This window comes from Paenibacillus sp. IITD108 (assembly GCF_036541265.1).
Taxonomy (GTDB): domain Bacteria; phylum Bacillota; class Bacilli; order Paenibacillales; family Paenibacillaceae; genus Pristimantibacillus.
Genome location: NZ_JAZHCT010000020.1, coordinates 81,920 through 99,628 on the forward strand (window position 1 = coordinate 81,920; position 17,709 = coordinate 99,628).

A 17,709-nucleotide genomic window follows, 5' to 3' on the forward strand; every position below is an offset into this window, starting at 1 on the left:
AACCTTTAGAACCGTGCAATTGCAGACAAGCTTTTTCTAAATCGGCCAACGTGCTCCTCCAAAGGACGGCGGAAGCGGTTGATCCTTGCGGACAATCATTATGAAATAAGTGAAATCGTGCAAGACTCGCCTTGCTCCATTTGAAAGCTATAAATATTGTTTTTTTCATCAACATGAAGCTGAACCGCTGCTTCAGGTTTATTGATTTTTAATTGTTCAAGGCTAAAAATAGAGATAATTCCTGTCGCTGTAGCTGTAATCCGCGCCTGCAGCAATTTTGCTTGCTTCCATTCCAAATCTATCGTAAATCCGCCTCTTGCACGGAGCCCGTTCACTTTCCCTGAAGGCCATGCCTGCGGCAGGGCAGGCAGAAATTGCAGCTCTCCGCCATGGGATTGCAGGAGCATTTCTTGAATGGCGCTGGCTCCTCCAAAATTGGCATCGATCTGGAAAGGAGGGTGGTCGCCGAATAAGTTGGGGTGGACAGCCTTTTCAAGCAATTGTCTAATGCTGGAATAGGCTTTTTCCGCATCGCCCAGTCTGGCCCAGAAATTGGCAATCCATGCCTGGCTCCAGCCCGTATGCCCTCCGCCATACGACAATCTGCGTTCCAGCGTCGTTCGAGCAGCAGCGGCCAATTCAGGCATATGACGAGGTATAATTTGTTCACCTGGATGCAAGGCAAACAGATGAGAAATGTGGCGATGTCCCGGCTCTGCCTCATCATAGTCCTCCGACCACTCCATAATTTGACCATGCTTGCCGATTTGCGGCTTAGGAAGCCGCGACTGAATATTGCGCCATTGTGCAATAAGCCTGCTGTCAGTATCTAATTTTTCTGCCGCATTAGCTGCTGCATCAAGCAAGCAGTAAATGACTTGCGAGTCCATAGAAGGGCCCATACAAAGCGAGCCTTTCTGTCCGCTGGAAGCTATATAAGTATTTTCCGGAGACACCGACGGTCCCGAAACAAGCTTGCCTTGCTCGTCCTCTACAAGAAAGTCTGCAAAAAATAATGCCGATTCTTTCAAGACGGGATAAGCACGCTCTTGCAAGAACATTATATCTTCGTTATAGCGATAATGCTCCCACATATGAAGCGCCAGCCACGCGCCGCCCGTTGGCCAAAAGATTGCAGGCGTCCAGGCCGTAAATATATCTGTCTCCGCCCAAATATTCGTTACCGAATGGGCAACAAATCCGTTTGCACCATACAAATGGCGTGCTGTTTCTTTTCCGTTTGCGGCCATTCTTTCAATTAAATCAAATAAAGGAGTATGACACTCGGCCAGATTGCCGGTTTCTGCAATCCAATAGTTCATCTGCAAATTAATGTTAAGGTGAAAATCTGATTCCCACGGTGGCGTAAAGCTTTCATTCCAGATGCCTTGCAGGTTTGCCGGCAAGCTGCCATCACGCGAGCTGGAAATGAGCAAATACCGTCCATACTGATAAAATAACAGCTCCAAGCCATTATCTTCATGGCCTGCTTGATATTTTTTAAGCCGCTGAGAGGTCGCTGCTTGCTGCAGCTCATCTCTATGGGCATACGGTATTTCCAGTGAAACACGATCGTATAAAGCTTTGTAATCTTGCTGGTGCGCCGCCTTCAGTTGTTCGAAGGGAGCAGAGGCGCAGAGGGCGGCTTCTTCCAATGCATGCTTTTGCGGATCTAATTGGCGAAATGATGTTTGTGCCGTTACGACAAGCATAACGCTGCTTGCCCCTTGAATATCCACATAATTGCCCGATGTTTGACAGGTTCCGCCTTCCACAATAGCCTTAAGCACAGCTGCATACTCGATCCCATCCGGTCCGCACTGACCTTTCATGATGAGCGTATGCTCATCCTCATTAGCAATAGTTCCTTCGAAGGGTCTGCGGCTAAATCTGGCCGTTAGACTAAGCTTTTGCTCTGCTGATGCTGTTAATTTAATAATGATCGCCTGATGAACCGCGCTTGCAAATAGTTCTCTTTTATACTGTACACCCGCAGCATTGTACTCAACGGAAGCGACCGCATCATTCAAATCCAGGCTGCGTTTATATTGCTCTACAGCATCCATGTTTTCAAACTGCAGCAGAAGATCGCCAAGCGGCTGATAGGGGGAAAAGTAATGCGGCGTATTGGTCATATGAAGCAGCGCCTGCTTTTCCGCCTCGCGCAAATGGCCAGCTTGCAGCAAGCTTCTTATTTCTGTCAGCTTCTCCCTGGACAATGTGCGGCTGCTTCCTTTTTTGCCGCCATACCATACAGAATCTTCATTCAGTTGTATCCGTTCAGTGCCTGTGCCGCCAAACACCATAGCTCCCAGGCGCCCGTTCCCTATAGGGAACGCGTCAGTCCAAGCCGCTGCAGGCTGCAGTTCAAGCAACCTGCTGTCATATTTCATTGCAGCTCCTCACCACCTTTTCAGATAAAAATAAACAGGTATCAATTCTAGTCTATCCGTAATAACGGTGAAGTACAGGCATTCTTTCTATTCAATCGTGAATTTTTTTACCTTTACTAATTTAAAGGATTAACTAAGGAAAGAGACTCACTTGAGGGTGTCGATTAATTGTGGATAGGGCAACAAGCAATAGAAAGAAATGCTACTGCGATCCAGTTTGGGATTCCGACCGCTGTTGTAGTCCAATTTTCTTGAATAAATAACCCCTGTAAAGGATAAAATTGGCCTACAAAGGCGGACGCTGACGCTTCTCCATTCCCAATCTTGCTCTCCGTGCCTCTTTCTTATTGCTTATCAAAGTTGCCCACAATTAATCGACACCTTCCTCTATTCTCTTATCATTTAAACTGTGCAATTGTAGACAGCCAATTTGCGAATGAGTGGGGTGTCCTCATGCTCCGTTACGGTTAATCTTACTTTAGTGGCTGCAATCGGCTCAAAGCGGTCAATTTTTTTATGACCAATGGCGCTTCCTTCTGCTACCGTTTTCCATGCGCCATCAGAGAATACTTCCAGCTTGTAGGCTCGAACGCGCTCACCGTATGCAATATGCTCCATGGTCACAATGTGATCGATAACATTTTGTTCGTCGAGAACAAGCTCCGTCACGTTACCTTCAGCGGCAGTCTCATATAGAGGTGCGGCAAAGCGTCTTCTAATTTCTTCACCAAACTCAAGTACTCTTTCCACATCTGCATCCGGGAACAGCCCGCTGGAATCTGGTGCAATATTAAGCAGCAATACGGCCCCATGACCAACTGAACGATAATAAATATCCATTAATTGCTCCAATGTCAAAAGCGTATGCTCTTCATCCGGATGCCAAAACCAGCGGTCCTTGCGGATCGGCACGTCGCATTCTGCCGGCACCCAGCGCGGCGTTTGCGGCAGCCATTTTAATGAAGCATCGCTAAACATGCTCACTCGAGCTGATTCTGCAGTATTCCAGCAAGGATATGGAGCAAGGCCGTCCTCATTGCCCACCCAGCGAATCGTTGGCGCACCCATATTAAATACCATCGCATTTGGCTGATGCTGATTAATCAAGTCCATGATGCGCTGCCAGTTGTATTCTCTTCCTTCTGAACCGGCGCCATCAAACCATATTTCGGTAAGCGGTCCATAGCCGATAATTAGCTCTTCTAATTGTTTTGCATAAAACTCATCATATGCTGCGGCATCCGGGTAGCAGGGCTCATGACGATCCCAAGGCGACAAATACAAGCCAAAGCCGATGCCTTCTGCACGGCAAGCTTCTTCGCACTCGCGCACAACGTCACCTTTTCCGTTTTTCCATGGGCTGGATGCGACAGAATAGTCTGTCGTTGCCGTAGGCCACAGACAGAAGCCGTCATGATGCTTCGCCGTAAGTACAAAATATTTAAAGCCGGCTTCTTTTGCCGTTTTTACCCATTGTCTGGCATCAAGGCTTGCAGGATTGAACTTCACTGGCGAGTCCGTACCATCTCCCCATTCCTGATCGCAAAACGTATTCATCCCGAAATGGCAGAACATGCCCATCTCCATATCCTGCCATGCCAATTGCGCCTCGCTTGGACGAGGCAATTGCTGTACCTGCTTCTCCATCCCAATAACTCCTTTGCTTATGCAAGAAGAGCTTTGAATTAGCTGCTGTTAGCGTCCTTCAAAGCTCTATCTATTTTTTAGCTTATTACTTAACTAAGCCTTTTTCTTCAATAATTTTGTTAGCTTCTTTTACCATCCATGCTTGCACTTCATCGATCGGCTCGTTGCTCAACATAAATTTGCTGAAGCCGTCGCCGATTACTTTAGTAATTTCGGAAGTACCAGTAGTCATCACTTTTGGAGCATCCAGGAACTGAATGTCTTCGCTGGCTACAGAGTAACGAAGGGAGTCTACATCGTACCATTCTTCTTTACCTTCGATCAAACGTTCAAGGATCGCATTGTTGTCAGCTTTTTTCCAGCCGGAGAATTCAACTCTTGATTTAGAATCGACTGTTGTCATAAAGCGCATCAATTTGAAGGAAGCTTCTTTATTTTTGGATGTATTACCCATTACCAATTGGCTGCCGCTTGTAAAGTATTTGCCGTTATCATACTCTTTTGGCTCAGCGCCTTTTGGAGGAAGCGGAACCGGTGCAAATGCTGTTTTGAAATCATGCGGATACTGATCTTGGTTACCTGGGTCAGGAATTGTAAAGTTACCTGTAAGAATCATTGCTGCTTCATTGTTGAAAAACTCTGTACGGTAGTTCAATTTTGCTGCCAAAACGTCAGCGTAAGGCTTAGCGGATTTGTCGATATCTTCCATGTCTTTGCGAAGCTGGAAGAAGTATTTGTAGCTCGGGTCAGCCAAAATGCTTGTACCGTCGTCATATACAAACGGGTCTTTCATAACGGTTTGCGCAGGAGCGTTCATATAAAGCTCCCAAGTGTGGAAGTAGGATCCGTAACGTTTGTCTACACCTTCACCTTTAGTAAGCTTTTTCGCATAATCGCGGTAGTCATCCCATGTCCAGCCGAATTTAGGAACTTCCAAGCCCGCCTCATCAAGAGCGTCTTTGTTCAGCATGACATAGTTTACGCTTTTCGTATATTGCATACCATAGTACTTGCCTTCAACTTTAGGATTTACATAATACTCATCTTCAGCAACTAGTCCTTCTTTTTCATAGAACTCGTTCAAAGGAGCAAGAGCGTTTCTTGTTGCTCTTTCAAGCACTGCGCCCAAGCTTGGAATTTGTACAACGTCTACAGCTTCTCCAGAAGAGATCAAAAAGTCAAGCTTTTTAAGCATTTCCACAGAGTCACCTGGCACCAATACAACATGCTCTACTTTAATATCCGGATTTTGGTCCATGAACTCTTGAAGCATAGCTTTTGTATTAGCCTCAGTCGCTTCGTTATCCCAGTTATAATACTTGATGGTTACTTGCTTGCCATCACCGTTTCCAGGTTTAGAGCTTGAGGTGCCGCCATCCGTGCCATTGTTTTCGTTTTTGCCGCCGCATGCGCTAAGCACAGTCGCCAATACAAAAACAAGAGCAAGCATAGCTAGAAAACTACGTTTTTTATTTTGCATCATCTTCACTTACCCCCTAAAAATTTTCGTAATATATTCTGTTTCGCCCTAAGTATAACGATAAAGCACAAATCGCAAGAGTAAAATTTTGAGCATGTACGATTGTTATTTTTACCTTTAGAGCAAAATTAAACCCGATTAGCCTTTAACCCCGCCAAGCGCAATTCCGTTAATAACTTGCTTTTGCAAGACGATAAACACAATGATTAGCGGAATAATCGCGGACAAGGCTGCCATCATCATAATGGCATAGTTATTCGTATAATCATCTCTAAAGAGCGTTATACCAAGAGGAATCGTATAGAGCTTTTTGCTTAGCAAGAAAATAAGCGGATTTTGATAATCGTTCCAAGTCCAAATAAATTTGATGATAGCAACTGTAGCCAGTACCGGCTTACACAGCGGCAGCATAATGGAAGTGAAAATTCTTAGCTGCCCAGCTCCGTCTATTCGCGCCGCTTCCATAAAGTCGTCACTGACTCCTGCCATGAACTGGCGAAGCAAGAATGTGAAATAGATGGAAAACATGCTCATGATAATAATTGCAGCATGCGTATCATACAATCCCATCCATCTAATAAGCAAGAAGCGTGGAATTAGAGTCGCTTGGTCAGGAATAATCATGAAAGAAATCAATCCTAGAAATATTAGGTTTCTTCCTTTAAATTGCAATTTTGTGAATGCGTAAGCTGCCATTGAAGAAATAATCAGTGTAATCACTGTTGTAATAATAGCAATCTGAATCGAGTTCCAGTAGAACGTGTAGAATGGTACTCTGCCCATCCATACCGCCTTGAAATTGTACATAAAGTTCGTTGCTTCCGGTATCCATTGAATCGGGAAACGCATAACGTCTTTTTCAAACTTGAATGCTGCCGAAATCATCCAAATGAGCGGAATAAGGAATACGATGGATAGTGCGCCCATAATGACCGTTACAACAATTTTACTAAAATTTTTCCGCACAAGCTGCATGGTAGTCTCTCCCTTCTTATGTCTAGTTTTCTTTGTTCATTTTCCAGGTCAGTGCCGTAACTAAACCGATAATGGCAAACAACAGCCAGGAAATAGCCGAAGCGTAGCCCATATTGTAATTTTTAAAGCCTTCTTCATAAATCCGGTATACCAGCACGGAGGAAGAGTTGTTCGGTCCGCCCTCTGTTAAAAATGCAATGATATCGAACACTTTGAAGGAACCGATCAGCATCGTAATAAAGAGGAAGAAAATAGTCGGACGCAATAGCGGCACTGTAATTTTAAAAAACTTTTGCAAGGTGGTGGCACCGTCAATTTCCGCAGCTTCGTACAGCTCTTCAGAAATATTAGTAAGACCGGCCAAGAAGATAATAATGGTGTAGCCAAGCCCTGCCCATGAAGTAATAATCGCAATCGACAGCAGGGAGGTTTTCGGATCAACAAGCCATTTCGGCGGAGAAGATATGCCGATGTCCATCAAAAACTGGTTAATCGGCCCAAGCGAAGGATGGAACAATGCGCTCCACACTGCAGCTACCGCTATAATGGAAGAAATATAAGGAATAAAGAAAGTCACCTTAAAGTAATCCTTAAAATGAACCTTGCTGTGAATAACAACTGCAAGCACTAGCGCGATTGCAATCGGAATAGGTACAGTTAGAAACGTATAGAGTAAATTGTTTTTCAGAGCCGTCATAATCGTCGGATCATCTGTAAACATTTTCACATAGTTGGCAAAGCCGTTGAATTTAATGCCGGATATGCCGGACAGCAAATCCCAGGATGAAAAACTCAAGTACAATGAGAACAGCAGAGCAAAGACATTCAGCAATAGCATGCCGATAATTTCAGGCGCCAAAAACAGCCAGCCAATCAAAGCTTCCTTCCGCTTTGGTGTCCAAAACTTTTTAGCTCTTTGTCCGTCCATAGTAGATAGTTGCTTAGCAGAATTCACTTTGTATCACCTCGGTATCCATTTATTTTTCATAATCATAATAAAAAAAGCCTTCTTTCGAAGGCTTGATTCTGACTAGAGGCGTGTAAAATTTTGACCTTTTTTTGATGGTCATTTACATTTATTGGAGATATTTGCTGTACAAGCGTTGATATGGAATACTCGTCATCCGTCGTATGGAAATTGTGGTAGCACCAGGTAGCGCCGACCGTTTTTGTATGGAATATCATATACATTACTCACGCGCGCTGAGCTAACTGTATCTCCTCAGGCCGTTGAAAAACGCTAACGGAACTTAGGAGGGAGTCGATTAATTGCGGGCAACTATTAAAAAGCAATAAAGAAAGGGGAAACGGAGAGCAAGAATGGGAATGGAGAAGCGTCAGCGTCCGCCTTTGTAGGCTAATTTTATCCTTAACAGGGTTTATTTATTAAAAAAATTGGACTACAACAGCGGTCGGAATCCCAATCTTGATCGCAGTGGCACCCCTTTTTATTGCCTAAATAGAGCTTCTCAGTTCCGTTACAATTCTAAACTATAACGTGAAGAATGTTATCGAGAGTTTACGATTCAATGGTGTGAGGATAATGAAATTGTCTTTGAATAAGTTTGGGCTAAGCCTCAAAATCGTTTGAAGTGTCCTTCACCCGATACCAATACTGATATATTTCTTTGTAGCCAAGCTTAGCGTACAATCTAAGCGCAGGTGCATTATTGGCAACGACCGCAAGGTAGCTGTCTGTAGCACCGTTTTTTATTCCCCAATGCAGCAGATGAAGAATCATTTGTTCGGCAAAGCCTCTATTTCGAAACGCTACATTTGTAACAATATCGTATAAGCCTATATAGTTTCTTTCGATAATCCCAAGACCGCAAGCGGCTGTTTGCCCCTCGTGAAAGAATGTAATAAATGCTTTTTTCGTTTTAATATTGGACAGCATGCGTGTCATCGTCGTTTTTTTGTCAGGGTTGATTTGATTGAATAGACAGAAGGAATCGAGCCACTCCAGACCAAGCTGCTCATCTATTTTCATGGTATGCATTTGCGGCTGAATGATGCTGTCCAGCTTCATCGTTTGTACACTAGTCGTATCGATGCGTAAATAGCCCGCCTGTTCAAGCAGACAGTCTAAGCTGCCGGGTTGCACAAAAGGTGTAATTTTATAAGTAGTCTGCAGCTGATTTTCCTTGTATATCTGCTCGCAGCAGGCTATTTTTTGTTGTATATCCAGGCTTGAATGGTAAATGGGATTAATGGAATTGGCTCGCTTCGTATAGCCGTCTGCAAAACGCAGTATCCAGCCGTCATACAGTAAGGTAGATAGGGGCGGCCAGTTATTTAACGATAGCTCTTCAATAAATTTGTTGTGCATCGTTCTTCTCCTTGCATAGATATAAGTTATACTGAATAAATATACAAAATAATTAATAAATATTCAATAGGTGAACCGGCAGCTTGAACAACATTTGCCCAAATGTATTATACTGATTGTGAATCATACTTAGAAAAGGCAGCACATACGGGTGGGAGGAAGCAAAGTGGAGGAAGAGCAATTTACAATTTTTGATCATGAAATGAAGCCGATTGGAGTCGCAGCCAGAAGCGAGGTGCACAAGCAGGGCTATTGGCATGAAACGTTTCAATGCTGGTTCGTCTCGCGTGAGGAAGATGAACATTATATATACCTGCAAATTCGCAGTGCTGATAAAAAGGATTACCCTTCGCTTTATGATATTACGGCAGCTGGACATCTATTATCCGATGAAACCGTGGAGGACGGAGTAAGAGAAATAAAGGAAGAGATCGGAATCGATGTCAAGTTTGATGAGCTCAAGTCTTTAGGCATTATGAAATATGCGATTGAAAATAATAAAATAATCGACAGGGAATTTGCCCATGTTTTCTTGTATCAATCCAATCGCAGTTTTGAGGATTTTACTCTGCAAACAGAAGAAGTTGCAGGTATGCTGAAGGCAAAGCTAAGTGATTTTAGCGGGCTGTGGAGAAAGAATAGGGCCAACATTGAGATCGAAGGCTATGAGCTGAATGAAAGCGGGAAGAAACAATTTTTTCGCAAAATAGTAAGCAGAGAGCACTTTGTGCCCCATAGCGAGCAGTATTATATGGACGTGATTGAAGCTATCTATCGTTATTTAGATTAGATTGCTGAGACAGAAAGAAAGATCGGAGCCACGTGCCCAATCTTTCTAAACTGTCCGTAAACGGGAGTGAGTAGTGAAGCTTTCGCTTTGCCGAGTGCAATTACAAGAAGCGGACCAGAGCTTCAACGAATTTTTCCAAATAAAGCTGATCCACTTCGTCGAACCGGTTTAAGCTTGGGCTGTCAATATCAAGCACGCCAAGCAGCTCACCTTCTTTTAGAAGAGGAATAACGATTTCAGAGTTGGATGCAGCATCGCATGCGATATGGCCTGGAAATTGGTGAACATCCTCGACGCGCACCGTTACTCTTTTTTGTGCTGATGTACCGCATACGCCTCTTCCAATCGGAATTCTTACACATGCCGGCAAGCCTTGGAATGGGCCGAGCACTAAACCTTCCTCATCCAGCAAATAAAACCCGACCCAGTTAATATCCTGCAGGAATTGGCCCAGCAATGCTGAAGCGTTTGCCAAATTCGCAACTTGGTTCGTTTCTCCCTCGAGAAGTGCAGCTAATTGCTTAATCAAAAGACTGTATTTTTCTTCGCGTGTACCTTCATAAGCAGTCGTTTGGAACATTGGCGATTCCCCCATACTTTTCTATTAAACTAATCCTACTTGATTACTATGGTTTAGTCAATCGCAAGTCCGTGCGAATAAAATAATTTTGTTTATAATTCATACTTTACTTATAGGAATTATATGTTTATTATAAAACATAATTACTGGAAATCACTTTGAAGGAGGAGTTAAATTGGCAAACAACCATTTGGATGTAAGGAATATTGGAGGAATACACGCTATTCCTGAGCTGGCGCCGCAATGGAAAAAGCTTGATCTCGCTGAAATATTGAAGCGGCCTGCAGCATTTGTATCCGTTAGCCAGAACAAGTCGCTCTATGAGCCTTGGGGCGTGCAGGGGCATGAAAATCACCGTGAGAGAGGGAGCTTGCCAGCAACCATTAAAGTTGTTGAGGCTGCCCGCCAATTTGACAACTTCGTATCGTTTAACTGGATTGGCTATTGTGTATTTCGCGAGGATTATCCGCAATCTATTTTTGATAAAGTGCAGTATGAGACATGGGTGGAGAAAGTGAATTTCACAGAGGAGCAGAAGAAGGAGGATGCCGAGCTGGTGGATGAGCTGCGCGCATTGGTGCGGCCAGGTGATTTGGAGTTTAATGAGCTTGCCCTGCAAACCGCTTTTGTCGGTACTCAGCTTCCGCTTGAGCTGGCTAGAAAACGGGTAGAAGTAATTGTGTTTACTGGCATTCACCTTGACTGGTGCATCGAGGGAAATGTGCGCTCAGCGCGTGACAATGGGTATTTGCCAATTGTCATTGGCGACGCCACAGGCTGCGTGAAGCCGGAGCAGGAGGCGGCGGCTATGGAACGCATTAACAATTTCTTTGCACCGGTTATTTCAGCGGACACCTTTGTTCAGCTGCTTGGAGCTCCAGCGGCGGTTGGAGCGAGGTAGATAGATAAGGAAAAACAGCCCTTCCTTTTTTGAAGGAGGGCTGTTTTTCTATACGCAAAATGAGCAATTAACAGGATTATTTTTGCTATACAGTGTTTCTCTCGGGATTTTATTTAAACTTACAATATTACACAGACCTTACCTTTTCATTGCCTTCTTTCAGCAGCTTGGCTGCTAATGCCCCAATCAGCAATGACCATACAGCGGATGAAATGCCAAAGAAGGAAACATTCGCAATAGAAATGACAAAGGCAAACAAGACGGAGTATTTGAATTGCGTCTCCTTGAATGCCGACTGCAGGCTGCCCAGCAAGACGCCAACAAGTGAAAAGCCGGTCAATAAGGCGATGAAATAGCCAGGGAGCATCTGGATAAGAACGATTAGTTTCCATGAGAATAAGCCAAATAAAATAACGAGGACACTCGAAACGATAGCGGCTTTATAGCGCTGCGACTTTTCTCCTGCTTCCTCACTGCTGCAAAGAGCAGTCATCATTCCTCCAATATTTAGTGCTTGTCCCCCAAAAAAACTTGCCATTACCGTTCCGATTCCAGAAGCAACTATTGTTTTATTAGCTGGCGGATCAAATCCGTTCTTCTTTAGCGCTGCCAGGGCTACAGCTAGATCATTGCTGATGACCAGTATAGCAAGCGGCAGTGCCAGCGAAAGAAGATTCGCAGCGGAAAACTGCGGCACTACAAATTGCGGCAAGCTGAACGGAATAGGCACGGCTTCAGGAAAACTGTACACAATAAATAAGCCGATCAGACCAAATACGAGCACGCCGAGCAGCGGCGGCAGCGCTTTGGATAGTTTAGGAGTAAGGAAGAAACCGAGAATTGCGAGTCCTGCCACCAATGGCGATTGCTGAAATACCGGTACAATATCAACGACGTAATGCAGGATTAAGCCGGCAAGCATAGCATCGATCAGTGGCCTTGGAATAAGCTCGAGCAGCTTATTGAATATACCGGTCAAGCCCAGCACGGCAATGATAGCGCCTGCCATCAGATAGCTGCCGACTAGCTCGGGTAAGCTTACCTGCATAGCGCTTGTACTCAAAAATGCAGCAGCCGTTATAGAGTGTGCTCCGGCAAATGGGATTTTATAGTGCAGAGTGAGCCATAAATTCAGCCCTCCTCCAAAAACATAAACAATAAACAGCCAAGAAACGAGTGCTGCAGTCGTTAACTCTAATCGCTGCGCAGCTGTAATTACCATCATCGCTCCGCCTGTACATGCCATAAGTGCAGATAAGATTCCAGCGGAAGTGTTTTGTGCGTTCATTTGTGCATTCCTTCTATTCTTTAGGTACTTAAAGATGACAGAGGTTCCGTTATTTCGTCAAAAACGGCGATTTTGGGCATGGAAGTTGACACACGTTCCGCTATTACCCCGAAATACCCCGAAAACAAGGAGAATCAAGCGAGTTAGCGGAACGTGTGTCCTCTAAGATTAAAATAAGGACATTTTTAAGCGAATAACGGAATGAGTGTCCAGTTGCCAATCTCTGCTCATTCTTGAAAGTCGCTTGGCTCCGATATTACGCCGTATCGCTCCAAAGCTTTGCTTGTCGTCTCTAGCATCCGCCGTTTCAAATAACCGCCATTGATAACCCGCACACGCTTGCCCAGAAAACGCAGCTTGGACAGCAAGTATTCCTGCTCTCTTTCCATCAAGCATATGGTAACGCTGTAGACGTCAGTTTCTTCGTTATAATCTACGGTTTTTTCGAAGCTGGACAGGGCATAAAGAATGCGCGACAGCTCTCTATTATACATGGGCAGCACTTCGATGCGCACTTCTCTTTTTCGTGAAGCTAGCAATCTTTCTATTTTTGCCAGAATGCGTTGTGCCTCGGACGGCTCCAGCTGCTCTTCTTCGATGGCGGCTAATTTACTAAGCCTAGTGCTCATCATCGTTTTTCGTTTCAAATGGTACCAAAGCAAGTACCACTCCTTCTTCACCATGGAATATTCCAGCTTGTAGGGCAAGGCCGGATGCTCCTCAGCCGGATTAGCCGGAGCGGCATGATCGCGAAGGCTGCTTGTGAACGTTAGACGTATTTTGTTATGCTCCATAATATGCCGGCGCAGCACGCGGATAAGCGGATGATAAAGCTGTTTTTCTTTGCTGCGCGCCTTCTCGATCAAGTGGGAAGAGAGGTTCAGAGCAGTGTCCTGCTCGACAATTGTGCGCAGCTTTGCCAGGGTATCTTCCGTAAAAGCAGCGACAGCGGAAGGGTGGTCCAGCATCGTTTTGAGCCATGCTCTTTCTTGCGAGGTCGTCATGAACGTGCCTGAATCGTCCAAGCGCGAAATAATTTGATAGTTAAAGATCTTCTCGAACAGATTCATAATATGACGCGATCTCCTTCCATTCAGCAATCAGCTCCTGACGCAAAAAGAGCGGCTCCAGCACCTCGCAGCTTGATCCGAAGCTGCGCAGCCACGGCTTGATCTCAGTCGTGCCATTCACCGTGATCTCATAAATAAAGGAGCTCTCACCCTCGGAATGAATATGTCCCCATTGTCCCTGGAGCAGGACCCGTTCCTTTATAAAATTATTACCAGAGCCTTTCGGATGAAAAAAACGCGCGCGTACTGTAACTGGGCGGCCAGTATCAATCAGCCAGCTGTTTGTCATACGCTGCTCCAGCTCTATCGATTTTTGTTCAAATGGCAACTGCCCAACCGCGTCCTCTACCTCCAGCTGCGTAATGCCTTCCAAACGATATTTGCGAATCCCAATTTTGCTGTTGGACAACAAATACCAGCGGCCATACTGGTGGTCATAGACAACCTTAAGCGGAAGCGTCGTGACGTGCTGTCCTGCATGCTCGCGTTCAAAGAGGGGATTCGTATTTTTAGAGGAGTAGCTTTTTTCAGACTTTGGCGAAAAGTATAAAAAGCTCACTTTGCAGCGCTGTTCGATGGCGCTAATGAGCGTGAATAAATGTGCTTCGTCCAATATGCGGGAATTGTAGTGATATTTATATAAAAATGGCTCTGCAGCCGCACTGCCGGACTGCCTGCGCAGAAGCTGTTTTTTGAGACTGTCGCGCAGCAAATAGCCTTGCACAGAAGGAACCTGCGTATTGGCCATGATGTCTACGAAATCGAACAGCTCGACCAGCTCCTCGTCAGACAAGCCAGCAGCGAGGTCGTTCTGCAATCGGTAACGGAAAGGACGCGCAGTATGTTCCTTTTTTATAACGCCTACTTCCTCTAAATATTTCAGATCGGCGCGAATCGTTTTCTCATCCGGCATGGGAAGATAGGAGGGCAGGCTTGCACTGCATATTTCCAGCAGTTCTTTGGCAGTCAGCACCTGCCCGTCCATCGCATCGAGCAGCAAGGAAATACGCTCGCTCTCCGTTTCCTTGACAGATTTGGCGCGAAATAAAAACAACAGAATCGGATCGCTGGACTCATAGTAGCTGAATTGGATAGCGTCGGACAGCTGCTTGCGCTGCTCCTCAGGCAGATGCTGATACACGCCATTCAAAATTTCTTTTAGCCGGCGCTGCGTCTTATCGAAAGTATGAACAGATATGCCAAGACGCTCGGCAAACTGCTGCCTGTTGAATGCGCCGCTCGTCAGAACGAGCATGCGCAGAAATTGAATTTCTTTATCAAAACCTTCCTTCGCCACTGGCATCCCTCATTTTCTTCATCCTGACATGCAAAATGCCGGCGTCGAGGAAGGTTTCCTCCGACACGGCGGCATAACCCAGCTTGTGGTAAAATGACTCGGCCGATAGCTGCGCATCCAGGATGATAGCACTAAAGTTCTGCTCGCTAATATCCTTTTCCATCAGCTCAATCAGCTGCCGCCCCAAGCCATGTCCGCGGTAAGAGGACAGCACGGCAATTCTTTGCAGCTTGGCCGTATGCTCATCGTACATGCGATAGCGCCCTGCTGCGACTGGCTTGCTGCCGTCGAGCAATAGAAAATGCCTGCAGGCATCCCAGGTTGAATCAAATTCATCGACCTCAAGCTCCACAGGAACCTGCTGCTCTTTGACGAATACTTCCATTCTAACTGCAAGGCATTGCTTAAGCTGCTCATCGGACGTTACTATAATTTCTTGTATATGCATAGGTCAACCACTCCTTAATGCCGATAACCTTCTATTCTATCTATTTCTGAAATTGTAACATAATCGCGCTATGGCAACCAATTGGTATGATCTTCTGCAATGCGGCTAATAGGACAGCTGTAAATTATTCGTCGCCATACTTTTACCATGTTCATATGGGGAATAATAAGCGAAGATAGGTTTAGTTGGGAAGGGGGCATCAAGATGAAACAGACTATAGTAGAAGAGCTGAAAAGGATTGAACGGCAGGAGCAGGTTCAGATCGTCTATGCATGCGAATCTGGCAGCAGGGCGTGGGGTTTCCCGTCTCAGGATAGCGATTACGATGTAAGATTTATATACGTGCGTCCAGCAGAGTGGTATTTATCTGTTTTTGACAAGCGGGATGTCATCGAAAGACCGATCAGTGATAGGCTGGATATCAACGGCTGGGATATAAAAAAAGCGCTGCGCTTGTTCCGCAAGTCGAATCCGCCGCTGTTGGAATGGCTGCAGTCTCCTATCTGCTACATGGAGCATACGCCGGTCACGGAGAAAATTCGCGAGCTGACAGCAAAAGCATTTTCGCCAAAAGCTTGCATGTATCATTATTTGCATATGGCAAAAGGGAATTACCGCGAGTATTTGCAGGGTGAGCAGGTTAAAATCAAAAAGTATTTTTACGTGCTGCGTCCTATATTGGCTTGCGCATGGATTGAACGCTATCATTCGATGCCTCCTATAGTATTTGAGGAGCTGGTTGATTCCATCGTACCGCAGAGCAGCGAGCTTAAAGCGGTTATTATTGATTTGCTGGCCCGCAAGCGGGCAGGCGAGGAATTGGATGTTGCGCCAAGGATTAACGTCATTAATACTTATTTGGATAAACAAATTGATTATTATGAACAGCTGGCTTCTAGCATGGAGAGCTCAGAGGGCGTAGTGGACAAACAACTGGATGAATTGTTTCAGTATGCTTTATATGATAAAAGGGAATGAGGGAGTTGAAGGAGTAATGGCTTATCAAACGATAAATGGTGTTCGCGTATGGGGGAATCCGGATGAAGGAGCGCTTTCCCAAGCGATTACGTGTTCGAACACAGGCAAGGTTGTGCAGACGCTGCTTATGGCAGATCACCATAAAGGGTACAGTCAACCGATTGGCGGCGTAGTTGTATATGAGGGGCAAATATCGCCTTCCGGGGTCGGCTATGATATTGCCTGCGGCAATAAAGCGGTGCGAACGAATTTGTATGCCAAGGATATAAAGCCAGGCCTGTCTAAAATTATGGATGAAATTGCACGAAATATTTCCTTTGGCGTAGGACGTGTCAATAGTAAAAAGGTAGATCATGCGTTGTTCGATGATCCGGACTGGTCCGTTTACGCGGCTATCGGCACGCAGGAGCATGACAAGCTGAAAAGCCTGGCACGGGACCAACTGGGCACAGTCGGCAGCGGTAATCATTACGTTGATATATTTGAGGAGGCTGCTACGGGACGGATTTGGATCGGCAATCATTTTGGCAGCCGCGGCTTCGGTCATAAAACGGCAAGCGGATTTATTAATTTGGCTGCTGGCAGGGCGTTTCTTGCAAACGCGCCTGGAGAGAAAATGGATCAGCCGCCTGTTTTGCTGAATATAGACAGTGAGCTTGGCGATATGTATTATCGCGCCATGAAGCTGGCAGGACGGTACGCTTATGCAGGACGCGACTATGTCATCGAAGAAGTGTTAGCTATTCTTGGCGCTGAAGCAGACATGGAGGTGCATAATCATCACAACTATGCCTGGAAGGAGACGCATAACGGAATAGAAACGGTAGTCGTCCGCAAAGGAGCAACTCCATCAGCACCAGGCCAGCTTGGGTTTATTGGGGGCAGCATGGGGGATATTTCTGTCATTGTAAAAGGGAAGGACACAGCGGAAAATCGTGAAGCCTATTACAGTACCGTTCACGGGGCTGGACGCATTATGAGCCGGACCCAGGCAGCGGGCAAAATGAATTGGAAAAAGCGGACACGCAGCGGCGGACAAATTTCTACAGCGCAAATGCTGGAAGCTGTGCGGAATTTTGGCGTAGAGCTGCGCGGAGCGGGAACCGATGAAAGCCCTTTTGTCTATCGCAAGCTGCAGCAGGTGCTGGATGCGCATGCCGAAACGATCGAGGTATTGCATGTGCTGAAGCCGATCGGCGTATGCATGGCAGGCGCTGATGAGTTCGATCCTTATAAAGATTAGGCGGTTTCAGCCATTTCTAGCATTTTTTTTATTAAAAACTGCTCACAAGCCTATTTTAGGCTTGTTTTTTTGTCATTCTTTTCACAGAATAATAGTAGGGAATAAAAAACTTGCCAGAGTAAGAGGAAATTTAATCAAGGCGTAGAAATTTGTAGAATATCGTTATCACATTGACAGCAGGATGTTTGCAGATTACAAGGGCGGACAAGCTTTTAAGCGCTTACTCTTGTAATTATTCTTGAAGGGCAGCGGAAGCCGATATCCCTGTCGGTTTAAAATTGGAGGGGTGA

The 17,709-nt window shown here is 45.4% G+C and carries 15 protein-coding genes; 4 read left to right on the plus strand and 11 right to left on the minus strand.

Features of this window, described 5'->3' with window-relative positions; translation table 11 throughout:
• Nucleotides 1-98: 98 nt before the first annotated feature.
• From V1L65_RS17845 to V1L65_RS17870, 6 genes are all read right to left on the minus strand, one after another.
• On the minus strand, nt 99-2,393 hold the full coding sequence (locus V1L65_RS17845; protein ID WP_331700572.1) for a glycoside hydrolase family 95 protein: 2,295 nt from the start codon (nt 2,391-2,393) through the stop codon (nt 99-101).
• A gap of 402 nt (nt 2,394-2,795) precedes the next feature.
• Entirely contained in the window at nt 2,796-4,040 is a 1,245-nt protein-coding gene (locus V1L65_RS17850) for an alpha-L-fucosidase (protein WP_331700573.1), read from the minus strand.
• Nucleotides 4,041-4,125: 85 nt separating this feature from the next.
• Complete coding sequence (locus V1L65_RS17855) at nt 4,126-5,523, minus strand: ABC transporter substrate-binding protein (RefSeq protein WP_331700574.1); 1,398 nt, start codon at nt 5,521-5,523, stop codon at nt 4,126-4,128.
• Nucleotides 5,524-5,658: 135 nt separating this feature from the next.
• Nucleotides 5,659-6,495, minus strand: a complete 837-nt coding sequence (locus V1L65_RS17860) for a carbohydrate ABC transporter permease (protein ID WP_331700575.1) — start codon at nt 6,493-6,495, stop codon at nt 5,659-5,661.
• A 22-nt stretch (nt 6,496-6,517) separates the two neighbouring features.
• Entirely contained in the window at nt 6,518-7,423 is a 906-nt protein-coding gene (locus V1L65_RS17865; RefSeq protein ID WP_331700619.1) for a carbohydrate ABC transporter permease, read from the minus strand.
• 642 nt (nt 7,424-8,065) lie between these two features.
• Entirely contained in the window at nt 8,066-8,824 is a 759-nt protein-coding gene (locus V1L65_RS17870; protein ID WP_331700576.1) for a GNAT family N-acetyltransferase, read from the minus strand.
• A 166-nt stretch (nt 8,825-8,990) separates the two neighbouring features.
• Between V1L65_RS17870 and V1L65_RS17875 the strand changes: the two genes are divergently transcribed.
• Nucleotides 8,991-9,614 (plus strand): NUDIX hydrolase, encoded by a 624-nt coding sequence (locus V1L65_RS17875; protein WP_331700577.1) that lies wholly within the window; start codon nt 8,991-8,993, stop codon nt 9,612-9,614.
• A 100-nt stretch (nt 9,615-9,714) separates the two neighbouring features.
• Here V1L65_RS17875 and V1L65_RS17880 read toward each other — a convergent pair whose 3' ends face one another.
• On the minus strand, nt 9,715-10,194 hold the full coding sequence (locus V1L65_RS17880) for a GAF domain-containing protein (RefSeq protein WP_331700578.1): 480 nt from the start codon (nt 10,192-10,194) through the stop codon (nt 9,715-9,717).
• Between the two features lie 175 nt (nt 10,195-10,369).
• On the opposite strand from V1L65_RS17880, the gene V1L65_RS17885 reads away from it, so the two are divergent.
• Nucleotides 10,370-11,095 carry a cysteine hydrolase gene (locus V1L65_RS17885; protein WP_331700579.1) on the plus strand — a complete coding sequence of 242 codons (726 nt, stop codon included), beginning with the start codon at nt 10,370-10,372 and terminating at the stop codon, nt 11,093-11,095.
• Between the two features lie 127 nt (nt 11,096-11,222).
• Here the strand turns inward: V1L65_RS17885 and V1L65_RS17890 are convergent, their stop codons facing one another.
• From V1L65_RS17890 to V1L65_RS17905, 4 genes are all read right to left on the minus strand, one after another.
• Nucleotides 11,223-12,383, minus strand: coding sequence for a benzoate/H(+) symporter BenE family transporter (locus V1L65_RS17890; RefSeq protein WP_331700580.1), 1,161 nt, complete (start codon nt 12,381-12,383; stop codon nt 11,223-11,225).
• 227 nt (nt 12,384-12,610) lie between these two features.
• Entirely contained in the window at nt 12,611-13,453 is an 843-nt protein-coding gene (locus V1L65_RS17895; protein WP_331700581.1) for a WYL domain-containing protein, read from the minus strand.
• Entirely contained in the window at nt 13,428-14,750 is a 1,323-nt protein-coding gene (locus tag V1L65_RS17900) for a helix-turn-helix transcriptional regulator (RefSeq protein WP_331700582.1), read from the minus strand. The genes V1L65_RS17895 and V1L65_RS17900 overlap by 26 nt, the downstream gene beginning before the upstream one ends.
• Nucleotides 14,731-15,198 carry a GNAT family N-acetyltransferase gene (locus V1L65_RS17905; RefSeq protein ID WP_331700583.1) on the minus strand — a complete coding sequence of 156 codons (468 nt, stop codon included), beginning with the start codon at nt 15,196-15,198 and terminating at the stop codon, nt 14,731-14,733. The genes V1L65_RS17900 and V1L65_RS17905 overlap by 20 nt, the downstream gene beginning before the upstream one ends.
• A 204-nt stretch (nt 15,199-15,402) precedes the next feature.
• Between V1L65_RS17905 and V1L65_RS17910 the strand changes: the two genes are divergently transcribed.
• Complete coding sequence (locus V1L65_RS17910; RefSeq protein ID WP_331700584.1) at nt 15,403-16,176, plus strand: nucleotidyltransferase domain-containing protein; 774 nt, start codon at nt 15,403-15,405, stop codon at nt 16,174-16,176.
• 16 nt (nt 16,177-16,192) lie between these two features.
• Complete coding sequence (locus tag V1L65_RS17915; protein ID WP_331700620.1) at nt 16,193-17,419, plus strand: RtcB family protein; 1,227 nt, start codon at nt 16,193-16,195, stop codon at nt 17,417-17,419.
• Nucleotides 17,420-17,709: the final 290 nt, after the last annotated feature.